This window comes from Pseudonocardia yuanmonensis, assembly GCF_039542425.1.
Lineage (GTDB): Bacteria > Actinomycetota > Actinomycetes > Mycobacteriales > Pseudonocardiaceae > Pseudonocardia > Pseudonocardia yuanmonensis.
Map to the genome: position 1 here is coordinate 150071 of NZ_BAABIC010000014.1, position 14446 is coordinate 164516.

Below are 14446 nucleotides of genomic sequence, written 5' to 3' on the forward strand. Positions count from 1 at the left end.
GCCGTCAGGGCCGGGCGTCCCGCCGGTTGGCGCAGCCGGGACCTCCGAACCGTGCGCAGGGCGACGGACGGGGGCAGGGTGGAAGACCTCACACGGCCTGGCCCGGCCACGGCCGCGAGTTCTATATTCTGCAGAATCTACAGCGGCGCGACGAGGGGTCCGAGCATGAGCACGTTGAGCACCGAGGAACGCGCGGTCGTCGACACGGTCCGCGACTGGGTCGACCGCGAGGTCAAGCCGGTCGTCCGGGACCTCGAGCACGCCAACGAGTACCCCGAGAAGCTCATCGAGCAGATGAAGGAGCTCGGGATCTACGGGCTGGCGATCCCCGAGCCGTGGGGTGAGGCGCCGGTCTCGATGCCCTGCTACGCCCTGGTCACCGCCGAGCTGGCCCGCGGGTGGATGTCACTGGCGGGGGCGATGGGCGGGCACACGGTGGTCGCGAAGCTGCTGCTGACCTTCGGGACCCAGGAGCAGAAGGACCGGTACCTGCCCCGCATGGCCACCGGCGAGCTGCGGGCCACGATGGCGCTGACCGAGCCCGGCGGCGGGTCGGACCTGCAGAACATGGCCACCCACGCGCGCCTCGAGTCGTCCCCGGACGGCGACGAGTACGTGATCAACGGGTCGAAGACGTGGATCTCGAACGCGCGGCGGTCGGGGCTGATCGCGCTGCTGTGCAAGACCGACCCGAAGGCCGAGCCCAAGCACAAGGGCATCTCGGTGCTGCTGGTCGAGCACGGCCCGGGCCTGACGGTCTCGAAGGACCTGAAGAAGCTCGGCTACAAGGGCGTCGAGGCCTGTGAGCTGATCTTCGACGACATGCGGGTGCCCGCCGAGGCGGTGCTGGGCGGGGCGCCCGGCAAGGGCTTCGCGCAGATGATGAAGGGCCTGGAGACCGGGCGGATCCAGGTCGCCTCCCGGGCGCTGGGGGTCGGGCGGGCGGCGTTCGACGACGCGCTGCGCTACAGCCAGGAGCGGGAGAGCTTCGGCAAGCCGATCTGGCAGCACCAGTCCATCGGCAACTACCTGGCCGAGATGGCCACCAAGCTGACGGCCGCGCGCCAGCTGATCCTGTTCGCCGCCGAGAAGTTCGACGCCGGCGAGCGCTGCGACATGGAAGCCGGCATGGCCAAGCTGTTCACCTCCGAGATCGCCATGGAGGTCGCGCTCAACGCGGTGCGCATCCACGGCGGCTACGGCTACTCCACCGAGTTCGACGTGGAGCGCTACTTCCGGGACGCCCCGCTGATGATCGTCGGCGAGGGCACCAACGAGATCCAGCGCAACGTGATCGCCGCCCAGCTCGTCAAGCGCGGCGGCATCGACTGACCTACTGAGCGAACGGCGCTCTCGCTCACTAGGTATGAGCGAGTGCGCCGTTCGTGCAGAAAAGGCGCTGGATGACGTGCAGAAAAGGCGCCGGGTGAGCGAACGGGCCGCCCGCTCACTAGGTATGAGCGAGAGCGCCGTTCGCTCAGTCAGTGCATGTGCGGGTAGGTGTGGTCCGTGGGCGGGACGAGGGTCTCCTTGATCGCCCGGGGGCTGGTCCAGCGCTGGACGTTGAGCATCGAGCCCGCCTTGTCGTTGGTGCCCGAGCCGCGGCTGCCGCCGAAGGGCTGCCGGGAGACGATCGAGCCGGTGGGGCGGTCGTTGACGTAGAAGTTGCCGGCGGAGTGCCGCAGCACCCGGTGGGCCTCGTCGATCGCCGTGCGCTCGGTGGCGAACACGGCCCCGGTAAGGGCGTAGGCGCTGGTCCGGTCCACGAGATCCAAGGTCGGCAGCCAGTCCGCGTCGTCGTAGACGTGCAGGGCGAGCACGGGGCCGAAGTACTCGGTGGTGAACGCCTCGTCGCCGGGGTCGCTGCCGACGAGCACGGTGGGGTCGACGAACCAGCCCTCGGCGTCGTCGCTACCGCCGCCGACCAGGACGTCGAGCGAGGCGGTGTTCTTGGCCCGGTCCAGCGCCGTGCGGACCCGGCCGAAGGCGCGGGCGTCGATCAGCGCGCCACCGAAGTGGCGCAGGTCGGTGACGTCGCCGTAGGTGAGCGAGGCGGTGACCTCGGCGAGCTCCTCGCGCAGCGCCGGCCACAGCGAGCGCGGCACGTAGGCGCGGGAGGCCGCGGAGCACTTCTGCCCCTGGTACTCGAACGCGCCCCGGACCAGCGCGGTGGTCAGCGGCGCCGGGTCGGCCGAGGGGTGCACGACCACGAAGTCCTTGCCGCCGGTCTCGCCGACGATGCGCGGGTAGCTGCGGTAGGTGTCGAGGCTGTCGGCCAGTGTGCGCCACAGGGTCTTGAACGTGGCGGTGGAGCCGGTGAAGTGCAGGCCGGCGAAGCCGGGGTCGGTGAGCGCGACGCGGGAGACGGCGAGCCCGTCGCCCGTGACCAGGTTGATCACGCCCGGCGGCAGGCCGGCGGCCTCGAGCAGGCGCATCGTGTACTCGGCGGCGAGCTGCTGGGTCGGCGTGGGCTTCCAGACGACCGTGTTGCCCATCAGCGCGGGCACCGTCGGCAGGTTCCCGGCGATGGCCGTGAAGTTGAACGGGGTGATCGCCACGACGAACCCGTCGAGCGGGCGGTGGTCCATCCGGTTCCACTCACCGGGCACGCTGCGCGGCTGCTCGGCGAGCACGCGGCGGGCGTAGTGGACGTTGAAGCGCAGGAAGTCGATCAGCTCGCACGCGGCGTCGATCTCGGCCTGCTGCACGGACTTGGACTGGCCGAGCATGGTGGCGGCGTTGAGCGTGTCCCGCCAGGGCCCGGCGAGCAGGTCGGCGGCGCGCAGCAGGACCGCGGCGCGCTCGTCGAAGGGCAGGGCGGCCCACTCCGGCGCGGCGGCCTTCGCGGCGGCGACGGCCTCGGCGACGTCGCCGTCCGTGGCGTTGGCCGACACCCCGATCATCGATCGGTGCCGGTGCGGCTCGACGACGTCGAACCGCTCGCCGGCAGCCATCCGGCGCCGGCCCGCGATCGTCATCGGCAGCTCCGGGCACTGGCCGCGCAGCTCGGCGAGCCGCGCCTTGAGCGAAGCGCGTTCCGCGGTGCCGGGGGCGTAGGTGCGGACCGGCTCGTTGGCCGGCTCGGGCACGCGGGTGATCGCATCCATGATCGACTCCTCGGACGACGGATCAGCGGGTGACGAGGGCGCGGAGCAGGAAGCCCAGGTTGGCCGGGCGTTCGGCGAGGCGGCGGGCGAAGTAGCCGTACCAGTCGGCGCCGTAGGGGACGTAGACGCGCATCCGGTGACCGGCGGCCGCGAGCCGGTGCTGCTCGGGGACCCGGACGCCGTAGAGCATCTGGAACTCGAAGGTCTCCGGGTCGCGGCCGGACCCCTCGGCCAGCGCGATCAGGCGCGGATCGTGCGTGGCGACCATCGGGTGCCCGGGGCCCGCCAGGAGGATGCGCAGGCAGCGTTCGTACGAGGCGTCGACCTCGGCCTTCGCGGTGAAGGCGACGGAGGCGGGCTCGGCGTAGGCGCCCTTGACCAGGCGCACGCGGGACCCCTCCCGGGCCAGGTCCGCGCAGTCCGCCTCGGTGCGCCGCAACGCCGCCTGCACGACGGCGCCCACCCAGGGGTGCTCGGCGCGCAGCTTGGCGACCGTCTCCAACGTGCCGTCGACGGTCGTGTGGTCCTCCATGTCGACGGTGACCGTGGTGCCGGCCCGGTCGGCGGCGGCGCAGATGGCGGCGGCGTTGTCCAGCGCGAGGGTGCCGGGCAGGGCCGCACCCAGGGCGGAGAGCTTCACCGACACCTCGGCCCGGTCGGCGAGGCCGTGCGCGGCGAGCCCGTCGAGGGCGGCCACGTAGGCGTCCCGGATCGCCGCGGCGCGGGTGGCGTCGGTCGTGTCCTCGCCGAGGTGGTCGAGGGTGACGAGCAGGCCGGCTGCGGTGAGCCCGCCCGTGGTGGCCAGGGCGTCGTCGAGGGTGTCGCCGGCGACGAACCGGTCGACGACCCGGCGGGTCGCGCGGGCGTCCGTCACGAGGCGGCGGACGAGCGGGCGGCGGCTGAGGGCGAGGACGGACGAGCTGAACACGGCAGGTCTCCCTTCCGGCCTCCGGCGGGGCGGGCGGGACCGACCACCGCCGGTGTGGGGTCACGGTAGGGAGTTCCCGTTCCCCTGCCTATGGACGATCGTCCGGGGTTTCGACCCGTTCCTTCGTACACTTGTCCGATGGAGCTGCAGGAGCTCGTCGACGAGGTCTCCCGGGTGCTGGGCGAGCCCGTCGTCCTCGAGGACCGGGACTTCAACCTCGTCTGCTCCGGGGTGCACCCCGACGAGCTGGACCCCGTCCGGCAGCGGTCCATCCTGCACCGCCGGTCGGCGCCCGAGGTGCAGGACTGGTTCGAGCGCTTCGGCATCGCGACCAGCGAGCGCCCGGTGCGCACGCCCGCGGACCCGGGGTTCGGGGTGGTCGCGCGGGTGTGCCTGCCGGCCCGGTGGAACGGAGTCACCTACGGCTACCTCTGGGCGCTCGACGCCGGCGGGCGGCTCGCCGGTCCGGACGCCGACGAGCGGCTCGACCGCGTGATGCGGCACGCCGCCCGCGCCGGGACGATCATGGCCGGGCAGGCGCGCACCCGCGAGCACCTCGCCGAACGGGCCCACGACCTGCTGGCCGGCGACCCCGCCACCGCCGAGATCGCCGCCGCCGAGATCGACCGGCTCGGCGCGCTGGTCCGCGACGTCCCGGTCCGCGCGGTGGCCCTGCACCTGGCCGACGGCGGCCCCGTGCCGCCGCTCAACCTGTGGCGGCTGCCCCGCGCCGCCGTCGCGACCGCCGCCGACGATCCCGCCGATCCCACGGTGCTGCTGCTGACGCCGTCGGGCGACGCGGACCACCTCGCCGGGGTCGCGCGCCGGCTGTACGCGGACCGGCTCGAGGGCGTCGACCCCGCCCGGCTCGTCGCCGGGATCGGCGGGGAGCGGGCGGACCTGATCGGGCTGCGGGACAGCGTCCGCGAGGCCCGGCTCGCCGCCCGGGTGGCGCACGAGGTGCCGCGCCTGCGGCCGATCGCCCGCTGGGACGCACTCGGGCCCTACCGGCTGCTGGCCTGCGGGCCGCGGCCGGCGCTGCGGGAGGGCGCGGTCGACCCCGCGGTGCGCCCGCTGTTCGATCACCCGGTGCTCGCCGGGACGGCGGCGACCTACCTGGACCTGGCCGGCAACGCGCAGCGGACCGCCGACGCGCTCGCGATCCACCGGCAGACCTTGTACTACCGGCTGGGTCGGATCGCGCAGCTCACGGGCCTGGACCTGGCCGACGGGCGGGACCGCCTCACCCTCCACCTCGCCCTCACCTTCCGGCCGTTGGTCGGGTAGGGGAACGAGGCGCCGGACACGGCTACGCGGAGCGGCCCCCGTGCCCTAGCATCGACCGGGACCGACGGAACCCGGGCACCGTTCAGCACAGTGCGGTCGCGCGACGCACGAGGAGCGGACCGTGTCGGACGGAGCGGGGAATGCCGGTGTGCGCACACCCGGCCGGGTCAAGGCGGTGCACGCGACGCGGCTGATGGTGACCGGGCCGGAGGAGGCCTTCGACCGGCTCACCCGGGTCGCGGCGATCGTCCTGCGCACGCCCATGATCGCCCTCACCGTGGTCGACGACGTCCGGAGCTTCCTCAAGGGCGCCCCGCACCCCGAGGCCATCACCGGTCCGGCGGGGATCTACGAGTGCTCGGTCTACGACGCCGCCTGCCACGTCGTGATCGACGCCGGCGACGAGATCTGCGCCCCGGACGTCTCGCTCGAGCCCCGGCTGCGCGACCTGCCGCAGATCAAGGAGTTCGAGGCCGCGGCCTGGCTCGGCGTGCCGGTCCTCGATCCGGACGGCTACGTCGTCGGCAACTTCTGCGCCATGGACCGGGTGGTCCGGGAGTGGACGGACGAGCAGCGCGAGGCGCTGCGTGGGCTGGCCCGGGCCGCCGGTGGCGAGATCGCGCTGCGGCTGGCCCTGCGGGACGCGGCACGGGCCACCGTGGAGGCCGAGCGCCGGGCCGCCGAGGCGGCCGAGCTGGCCCGCACCCTGCAGGCGAGCCTCCTGCCCCCGGCCCCGCCCGTGGTGCCCGGCGTGGCGATCGGGGTCCGGTTCGAGCCGGGCGGGACCGGCGTCGAGGTGATGGGGGACTTCTACGACCTGGTGCCCGTCGGCGGCGGCTTCGGTCTCGTGGTCGGCGACGTCTGCGGCAAGGGCGCCGCGGCCGCGCGGACCACGGCCCTGGCCAGGTCCGCGGTCCGCACGGCCGCGCTGACGGAGGCACTGGACGGCGGCGGCGAGGACGTGCTGCGGACGGTCAACGAGGTGCTGCGGGGCTGGTTCGCCGACCCCCTGTTCGGCGGCCGCGTCGGCTTCGTGTCCGCCGTGTACGCCACCTTCCACCGGCCCGCCGCGGGCGGGTCGTGGCGGGTGGACGTGGCCGGCGGGGGGCACCCGCCGGGGCTGGTCCGGCGCGCCTCCGGCGGGATCGAGCACCTCAGCGGCGGCGGGATGATCCTCGGCCTGGCCCCGGACGCGGTGATCGGGATGCAGCGGCTGCAGCTCGCCGTGGGCGACGAGCTGGTGCTCTACACGGACGGCGTGACCGAGGCACATCGCGTGGGGGAGCCCGAGCAGTTCGACGAGGCCGGGCTGGCCGCGGTGCTGGCGGCGCTGCCGCCCGACCACCCGCCACAGCGCACGGCGGAGGCGCTGCTCAGGGCCGCCCGCGGGCGGGCGGACGGCCGTTCGCCCGACGACGCGGGCGTGGTCGTCGTCCGGATCGGGCACCCCGGGTGCACGGGGCGTTAGCGCCCGCACCGGTGTGGACGAGTACCGGGTGAGCGAGGGGAAGGGGGACACGGGGGGTGACCGTTCCCGAGTACGGCGACGTGTCGTCGCTGCTGCGTGCCGTCACCGCCGCCGAGGGCGGGACGGCGCACGTGCACCTGGAGGGGCGTCTCGGCCCCGGGACCGCGCCGGACGCCGCGGCGCACCTCGCGCGGCTCCTGCAGGGCTACGACCGGGTCGTGGTGGTCCTCGACGACCTGCGGGTCGAGCGGTTGAGCCTGCTCGCCGTGCTGGCCCGGGCGGCGCGGGACGCCGGCGGCTGGCCGGAGGCGCGGCTCGCGCTGGTGGCCAGGGGCACCCAGCTCCGGCAGATGCTGCGGGCGGCCGGGGTGGCCGACCGGGTCGCCGTCGCGCACGACGCCGCCCTGGCCCTCGACCGGGCCGAACGGCGACCGGCCGTCGTCGACGCGACCTGGAGCTTCCCGCCCGAGCCGGAGATGGTGGGGCGCGCCCGCCGCGCGGTGGACCGCAGGCTGGCGGCGTGGGCCTACCCCGGCGACGCCGAGGACGTCGCGCTCGTGGTCAACGAGCTGGTCGCGAACGCCGTCGAGCACGCGAAGACCCCGTTCACCCTGACCGTGACGCTGGACCGGGACGGGCTGCGGATCGTCGTCGGCGACCGTTCACCGCTCCCACCCGTCCTCCGGCCGCAGGATCCGGGCGCCGCCCGGGGGCGCGGCCTGCAGCTGGTCGACTCGCTCGCCGCGGAGTGGGCGGTCGTCGACCGGGGCGAGGGCAAGATCGTGTGGGCGCTCCTGGTGCCCGACCCCGGCTGACCCGGGTCGATGCAGGGCTGATCCGGCGCGGACCCGGAGCAGATCCGAAGCAGATCGGGGCGGGGGGAATGATCGCGTTCCGGGCGGTGTTGGACGGAGTTCGTGCCCTTTGGACAGGGGACACGACCATGCGCGACACTGACCCGACCGATCGCGAACGGGAGTAGGTGAGAAGGGGTCGCCCGGCGCCCCCGCATCCGTGACGGAGCCCGAGCACGTGACCGGAGGGTCGATCCTGGAGATCGACCCGAGGACCGACACCGCGCCGTACCCGGCCGTGGTGGCGGACGCTGCCGGGATCGTCCAGGCCCTCAACCAAGCCGCGCGCGCCCTCCTCCCGGCCGTGCGCGTCGGCGACACCCTCACCGCGACCGGCCCCGGCTGGCTGGCCGAGTCGCACGCGAAGCTCTCCGCCGACAACGATCCCGACACGGCCGCCCAGGGCTGGGTCGACCGCCGCAGCCTCGAGGCGCACCCCGTCCGGCACGACGACGGCACGGTCACCTGGTGGCTCGTCGACGACACCGACACCCGCCTCGCGCGGGAGGCGCTGCGCACCGAGCAGGCTCGCACCGCGTTCCTCACCGAGGTGTCGACCGCGCTGCTCGGGTCGCTCAACATGCAGCGCTGTATGGAGATCACCGCGGCCCTGGCCGTCGAGAACCTCTGCGACGCCGCGATCGTGATGGCCCCGGCCTCCCGTGGCCGCTACCCGACGGTGACCGGCGTCCGCGGCGCGGCACCGGTGCACGACGTGCTCGACGTCGACCCCGAGGAGGTCGCCGGGCTCGCCGAGGCCCTGCAGGGCTTCCCGCCGGTGCCCTCGCGCTGGCTCGATCCGATGGCGGTGCCCGGCTGGCTGCGGCCCGAGGGGTTCGGCGGGGTCGGCTCGATCGTCGTGACCCCGCTGCCCGGGCACGGGGTGCCCGCGGGTGCGCTGATCCTGATCCGCGGGGTCGGCGCCGCCGAGTTCAGCGAGGACGAGGAGGTCGTCGCGCGGCTGTTCGCCACCCGCGCCGGCGTGGCCATGTCCGCGGCGCGGATGTACGACCAGCAGGCGTCGATCACCGAGACGCTGATGCGGGACCTGCTGCCGCCCGCGGTCGACCAGCTGTCCGGGGTGGAGTTCTCCGCCCGGTACCGCGCGTCGCAGGACGGCGACCGCGTCGGCGGGGACTTCTACGACGTGCACCCCGCGAGCGGTGGGGAGGGGGAGGACGGCGCCGAGTCGCTCGTCGTCCTCGGGGACGTCTGCGGCAAGGGTCTCGACGCCGCCGTCCTCACGGGGAAGATCCGCAGCACCCTGCACGCGCTGCTCCCGCTGGCCGGCGACCACGTCCGGATGCTGGGCCTGCTCAACGGCGCGCTCCTGAACACCCACGACGCCCGGTTCGTCACCCTGGTGCTCGCCTCGGTCGCCCGGGCGGGTGCCGGGGTGCGGCTGCGCCTGACCTGCGGCGGCCACCCGGCGCCGCTCGTCGTCCGGGCGGACGGGCGCGTCGAGGAGGCCGCCACCCGGGGCACCCTCATCGGCGCGATGCCGGAGGTCAGCGCGACCACCGCCGAGGTCACCCTCGGCCCCGGCGAGACGTGCCTGATGTACACGGACGGCATCACCGAGGCGAAGGGCGGCCCCTTCGGCGACGAGCTGTTCGGCGAGCAGCGCCTGCAGCGGGTGCTCGGCGAGTGCGCCGGGATGCCCGCCGAGGCGGTCGTCGAACGGGTGCAGATGCTGGCGTCGCAATGGGTGGGCCGCGGCGCGCACGACGACATGGCCGTACTGGCCATCACGGCTCCCCGCGGACAGCACCTGACCGCGGTCGGGGGGCATGGACGAGGCAGGTACACCGCATGACCGATCCGACGACCCGTACCCCGACCGGGCCGGAGGAGACCCTCCCGCACCACTCCCTCCAGCAGTACGTCGACGCGTTGTGGACCGCCGCGATCGCCGGCGACGAGTACGCGGCCACGGACGTGGTGTTCGCGGCGCTCGACGCCGGCGTCGACCCCGAGGCCGTCCTGCTCGACGTGGTGGGGGCCGTGCAGCGCAGGGTCGGCCGCGAGTGGGCGGCCAACCGGATCACCGTCGCGCAGGAGCACACCGCGACCGCGATCGACGAACGCGTCGTCGGCGCCGTCGGGCACCGGGTGCGCACCGAGCCGCACCGCGGCCGGATCGCCGTGGCGTGCGTCGACGGCGAGTGGCACGCCCTGCCGGCCCGGCTCCTCGCCGAGGTGCTGCGGCTGCGCGGGTTCCGGGTCGACTACCTCGGCGCCCAGGTCCCGGCCCCGCACCTCGTGGAGCACCTGCAGCGCACCGCCCCGGACGCGGTCGCCATCTCGGGCTCGATCGCGACCCGGCTGCCCACCGCACACGCCACCATCACCGCGTGTCGGGCCACGGGTGTCCCGGTGATCGCCGGCGGTGCCGCCTTCGGCCCGGACGGCCGGTACGCCCGGCTCCTCGGCGCCGAGGCCTGGGCGCCCGACGCGCGCGCCGCCGCCGACCGGCTCGCGGCCGGCCCGCTGCCCCGGCCGGAGAACAGCACCCAGGCCATCGACGACCTGCCCCACCTCGGGGACCAGGAGTACACGATGGTCACCCGGACCACCCCGCAGCTGGTCAAGGCGGTGTACACGGGCCTGGAGCACCGGCTGCCGGTGATGGCGCGCTACACCGACCAGCAGCGCCAGCACACCGCCGAGGACATCGAGCACATCGTGCAGTTCCTGGCGACCGCCCTCTACACGGGCGACGACGAGCTGTTCGGGCAGTTCCTGCAGTGGACGGCCGCGATCCTGGAGGCCAGGTCGGTGCCGGCGGGCTTCCTGGTCCCCGCCCTCGAGCTGCTCGGCGCCGAGCTGCGCGACTTCCCGCGGGCCACGGCCCTGCTGGAGGGCGCGCGGGAGCAACTGTCGGACTCCCTGGTCGGCGCGAAGGAGTCCGCATGACGGCGGGGCAGCGGTTCACCTGCAGCTGGGCGGTCGTCGGACGGCGGACCGGCCGGCTCACCCTCGTCGGCGACCTCGACTACGACCACGCGAACGAGATCAACCGCGTGCTCGTCGAGGGCCTCGAGGCGCACCCGGGCCTGCGCGCGGTGCACCTCGACTGCGCGGAGGTCGCCTTCTGCGACTCCTACGGGCTCGCTGCCCTGCTCCTGGCGCACCGGCACGTCCGGGCGGTCGGGGCGCGGCTGCATCTGGACAACCTGCAGCCCGGCCTCACCCGCCTGCTGGAGCTCACCCGCACCCTCGACTACCTCACCGCCGACGCCACACCTTCGCGGGCGGAACAGCTCGACACCTGAGCACCGTCAGGCCGGGTCCGCCGGCACGTCCACGGCGACGACCGTGCCGGAGGAGGGGCCCGGGCCGATGCGCAGCCGGCCACCCGCGGCCTCGATGCGCACCGCGTGCGAGGCCAGGCCGATGTGCCCGCCGCCCGGGCCGGCCGCGTCGGGCCCGAGGCCGACGCCGTCGTCGGCGACGACCAGCCCGGCGCGCCCGTCGGCGAAGGTCAGGGTGACGTGCGCGGTGCGGGCGCGGGCGTGCTCGGCGACGTTGGCCAGCAGCTCGCGGGCGGTCCGATGGAGCAGGGGATCGGCGGTCGTGCGCAGGTCGGACGGCCAGCCGTCGGCCCGGACGTCCGCGGTGAACCCGCCGCGCGCGCCCGCGGTCGCGGCGAGCTCGCGCACCGCCGCCGGCAGCCCGGCCTTGGCCAGCACGGCCGGGTGCAGCTCGGCGACCGTGGAGCGCAGCAGCCGGGACGTCTCGGTGAGCGCCCGGTCGAGCCGGTCGAACGCCTCGGGGTCCGCGGAGTCCCGGGCGTCGTCGAGGTCCATGCGCGCGGCGAGGACGTACTGGAGCGCGCCGTCGTGCAGGTGCTCGGAGAGCGAGGTGCGTTCCCGCTCCTCGAGGTCGCCGAGCTCGGCGAGCAGCTCGCCGCGGGTCTGCACCAGGCCCCCGATCTGCTCGACCCGGGAGCGCTGGATCCGGGAGAGCCCGATGCAGCCCGCGGCGACCCCGGCCGCGATCACCGCGCGCAGCAGCAGCGAGCTCCACGGTTCCTGGTTGGCCTCCCTCGTCGCGATGCTCGCGACGAGGTAGACGACCACCGTCGGGACCACGACGGCCGCGCACACGCGGGGGCGCAGCTGGGTCGCGGCGAGCACCGGGAGCAGGAGGAACCCGGTGATCAGGACGTCCGAGGTCCAGCTCTGCGGCGTCGCCACCCCGGTGAGCAGGGTCAGTGCGGCGAGCACCACGAGGTCGCCCAGCAGCGCGATCCACGCGAGCCGGATCGCGCGATCGCCGCCGCGGTGTACCCACACCGCGACCGCGAGCGCGAACACCGCGTAGCAGGCGGCGATGACCGCGCAGGTGACGAGAGAGTGCGCGGGCGGCACGAACGCCACGGTCAGCGCCACGAACACCACCAGCACCCAGCGCAGCGCGACCTGCAGCCGGACGCCGCGGCGGGCGTGCTCGACCGCCACCGCCAGCACGGCGGGGCCGCCGGGCGGCGCAGGGGGGCCGGTCGGAGTGCTCATCCATCCGCCCTTCGGTCGTGGTCCCCGCATCCTGATCCTCCCTATGCTTCACCCGTGACCGCCGGCCGAGGGGGCGACGCGCGCATCCGCGTGCTGGTCGCCGACGACCACCCGTTCTTCCGCGACGGCGTGGCGCGCGGCCTCGTGCAGAGCGGCCGGATCGAGGTCGTCGGCGAGGCCGGCGACGGCCGCGAGGCGCTCGAGGTGATCCGGACCGAGTCGCCGGCCGTGGCGTTGGTGGACTACGAGATGCCCGACATCGACGGGCTGGGGGTCGTCCGCGCCGTCGTCCGGGACGGACTGAGCACCCGGATCCTGCTGCTGTCCGCGCACACCGAGAGCGCCGTCGTGTACCAGGCGCTGCAGGAGGGCGCGGCCGGCTACCTGGCCAAGGACGCCCGGCGCGCCGAGATCGTGCAGGCGGTGCTCGACGTCGCCCACGGCCGCACCGTCGTCCCGCCCGAGCTCGCGGCGGGCCTGGCCGGCGAGATCCGGATGCGGGCCGCGTCGGACGGGCCGGTGCTGAGCGAGCGGGAGCGCGAGGTGCTGGCGGCCTTCGCGCGCGGACTGTCGATCCCGCAGGTCGCGAAGGAGCTGGTGATCGGGGTCAGCACGGTCAAGACCCACACCCAGCGGCTCTACGAGAAGCTCGGGGTGTCGGACCGCGCCGCGGCGGTCGCGGTCGCGATGCGGCGGGGGCTGGTGGAGTAGGCCGCCGCGGAGACGGCGGCGGGCCCGCGCGGTCGCACGGGCCGTCGGCCGGGTCGGTGTCACATGCCCGGCATTCCTCCCGTCTTCGCGGAGCCTGCCGTCTGGTTGGTGCCTGCCGTCTGGTTCGTGCCTCCCATCTGGTTACCGCCGTTCATCTGGTTGTTGCCGGTCGCCAGCATCTTCGTGAGCGCGGCCTGGGTGGCGGCGTTCATCTGCCCGGTCTGCGGAAGCCCGGCGTCGCGCTGCAGGTAGGTGATCGCCTGGGTGGTCTGGGCGTTCATCACGCCGGTGACCGGGCCCTCGTAGTAGTTCAACTGGCCAAGCTCCTTCTGCAGCGTCTCGATCGCGGCCGAGGGCGCCGGCGGCGCGGGCGGGGTGACGTGCCCGCCGCTCGACGAGCCGCCGTTCGCGGCGGTGCCCGCGGCGCCGGTGCCGGTCGGGACGCGGGGGGACGGGACCGGCGCGTGGTGCACCGGCACGGTGGCGGCCGGGACGGGGTCGGCGGCCGGGGCCGGGGCGGCGCCGGGGCCGTAGCCGAGCCCGTAGACCAGGCCGCCGGCGATGCCCGCCGCCGCGACCAGGGCGGCGACGGTCAACCCGACCCGGCGCCAGGTGGCCTTCGGGCCGGGGACGTCGGCCGGGTGGTCGACCCCCGTGTACGCGCCGTGCGAGCGGGCCCAGTCGTAGAGGGCGGGCGAGTACGGCGCGTCCGCGAAGGGGTCCTCCGCGCGGACCCGGCCCTGCGTCTGCCCGGCCGGGGCGGCGGGGGCGTCCTGCGGAGCGCCCTGGACCTCGCGGGAGCGCGGGTCGCGGGGGTCCTGCGGGGCGGGGGCGAGGGTGTCGGTGGTGCTCATCGTGGTTCTCCTTCCGAGGTCCGGGGCCGTTCGCCCCGTCGAGGAGAACTCTGCTGCGGTTCCCGCCCCGCCACCGTCGGGCCGCCGGCCGATCTCCCGCCCGACACCGCTGTCGGGCGATCGGGGGACAGCGGGGTCGGGAGCGGGAAACACCCCGCAACCGGGCGACGACATTCCTCGGGCCCCCGCGCGGGAAGGTCACGGGACGGTCACGATCGGGGGCGGGGGCAATCCCGCGGGCCCGTCCTGCCGTAGCACGAGAGCCGGGGGAGTCCGGCCAACGAGAGGAGCCCCATGACCCGCTCGCACGCCGCGTCCGCCGTCTCACCCGCGGTGGTGACCCTGCTGCGCGTCCTGGCCGCGCTGTCCGTGCTGATCATCGTGGTGCAGGGGGTCACCGCGGGGGAGATGCTGTCGCGCAGCGAGACAGCGGGGGCGCTGCACGCGAGCGGTGCGATCGTGACGCACGTGCTCACCGGCCTGACGGCCGTCGCCGCGTTCCTCGTCGTCCGGGCCACGCGCGGCCCGTGGTGGCCGCTGGCCGTCGCCGTCCTCCTGTTCGTGGCGACCTTCCTGCAGGCCGCTCTCGGCAGCGGCGGGGTGATGGGGGTGCACGTGCCCCTCGCCATGGTCTGCCTGGTGGCCGCCGTCTGCGTACTGGCGTGGTCGTTCGTCGTGGGCCGGACCCGGGCCTGAGCCCGGGCGTACGGGGGGAGCCCG

General features: G+C 74.9%; 13 protein-coding genes. 9 read left to right on the plus strand and 4 right to left on the minus strand.

The window, feature by feature from the left end; all coding sequences use genetic code 11:
• Positions 1–165: 165 nt before the first annotated feature.
• Positions 166–1332: an acyl-CoA dehydrogenase family protein gene (locus ABD990_RS21070; RefSeq protein ID WP_345382364.1), complete on the plus strand. Its 1167-nt coding sequence runs from the start codon at positions 166–168 to the stop codon at positions 1330–1332.
• 149 nt (positions 1333–1481) lie between these two features.
• On the opposite strand, the gene pruA is transcribed toward ABD990_RS21070, so the two are convergent.
• Positions 1482–3107 carry an L-glutamate gamma-semialdehyde dehydrogenase gene (gene pruA / locus ABD990_RS21075; RefSeq protein ID WP_345382365.1) on the minus strand — a complete coding sequence of 542 codons (1626 nt, stop codon included), beginning with the start codon at positions 3105–3107 and terminating at the stop codon, positions 1482–1484.
• Positions 3108–3129: 22 nt separating this feature from the next.
• On the minus strand, positions 3130–4035 hold the full coding sequence (locus ABD990_RS21080) for a proline dehydrogenase family protein (protein WP_345382366.1): 906 nt from the start codon (positions 4033–4035) through the stop codon (positions 3130–3132).
• A 138-nt stretch (positions 4036–4173) separates the two neighbouring features.
• Between ABD990_RS21080 and ABD990_RS21085 the strand changes: the two genes are divergently transcribed.
• The 6 genes from ABD990_RS21085 (at position 4174) to ABD990_RS21110 (ending at position 10919) form a co-directional block, all read left to right on the plus strand.
• On the plus strand, positions 4174–5322 hold the full coding sequence (locus tag ABD990_RS21085) for a PucR family transcriptional regulator (RefSeq protein ID WP_345382367.1): 1149 nt from the start codon (positions 4174–4176) through the stop codon (positions 5320–5322).
• Positions 5323–5470: 148 nt separating this feature from the next.
• The gene (locus tag ABD990_RS21090; RefSeq protein WP_345382368.1) at positions 5471–6790 is read left to right on the plus strand and encodes a SpoIIE family protein phosphatase; all 1320 of its coding nucleotides are present in this window, start codon (positions 5471–5473) and stop codon (positions 6788–6790) included.
• A 56-nt stretch (positions 6791–6846) separates the two neighbouring features.
• Positions 6847–7605 (plus strand): ATP-binding protein, encoded by a 759-nt coding sequence (locus ABD990_RS21095; RefSeq protein ID WP_345382369.1) that lies wholly within the window; start codon positions 6847–6849, stop codon positions 7603–7605.
• 217 nt (positions 7606–7822) lie between these two features.
• The gene (locus ABD990_RS21100; RefSeq protein ID WP_345382370.1) at positions 7823–9460 is read left to right on the plus strand and encodes a PP2C family protein-serine/threonine phosphatase; all 1638 of its coding nucleotides are present in this window, start codon (positions 7823–7825) and stop codon (positions 9458–9460) included.
• Complete coding sequence (locus tag ABD990_RS21105) at positions 9457–10560, plus strand: cobalamin B12-binding domain-containing protein (RefSeq protein WP_345382371.1); 1104 nt, start codon at positions 9457–9459, stop codon at positions 10558–10560. Before ABD990_RS21100 ends, ABD990_RS21105 begins: the two co-directional genes overlap by 4 nt.
• The gene (locus tag ABD990_RS21110) at positions 10557–10919 is read left to right on the plus strand and encodes an STAS domain-containing protein (protein WP_345382372.1); all 363 of its coding nucleotides are present in this window, start codon (positions 10557–10559) and stop codon (positions 10917–10919) included. Before ABD990_RS21105 ends, ABD990_RS21110 begins: the two co-directional genes overlap by 4 nt.
• Positions 10920–10925: 6 nt before the next feature.
• Here the strand turns inward: ABD990_RS21110 and ABD990_RS21115 are convergent, their stop codons facing one another.
• Positions 10926–12161 (minus strand): sensor histidine kinase, encoded by a 1236-nt coding sequence (locus ABD990_RS21115; RefSeq protein ID WP_345382373.1) that lies wholly within the window; start codon positions 12159–12161, stop codon positions 10926–10928.
• A gap of 54 nt (positions 12162–12215) precedes the next feature.
• Between ABD990_RS21115 and ABD990_RS21120 the strand changes: the two genes are divergently transcribed.
• The gene (locus tag ABD990_RS21120) at positions 12216–12872 is read left to right on the plus strand and encodes a response regulator (protein WP_345382374.1); all 657 of its coding nucleotides are present in this window, start codon (positions 12216–12218) and stop codon (positions 12870–12872) included.
• Positions 12873–12931: 59 nt separating this feature from the next.
• Here ABD990_RS21120 and ABD990_RS21125 read toward each other — a convergent pair whose 3' ends face one another.
• The gene (locus tag ABD990_RS21125; protein ID WP_345382375.1) at positions 12932–13726 is read right to left on the minus strand and encodes a peptidoglycan-binding domain-containing protein; all 795 of its coding nucleotides are present in this window, start codon (positions 13724–13726) and stop codon (positions 12932–12934) included.
• A 294-nt stretch (positions 13727–14020) separates the two neighbouring features.
• Between ABD990_RS21125 and ABD990_RS21130 the strand changes: the two genes are divergently transcribed.
• Positions 14021–14422: a hypothetical protein gene (locus tag ABD990_RS21130; RefSeq protein WP_345382376.1), complete on the plus strand. Its 402-nt coding sequence runs from the start codon at positions 14021–14023 to the stop codon at positions 14420–14422.
• Positions 14423–14446: the final 24 nt, after the last annotated feature.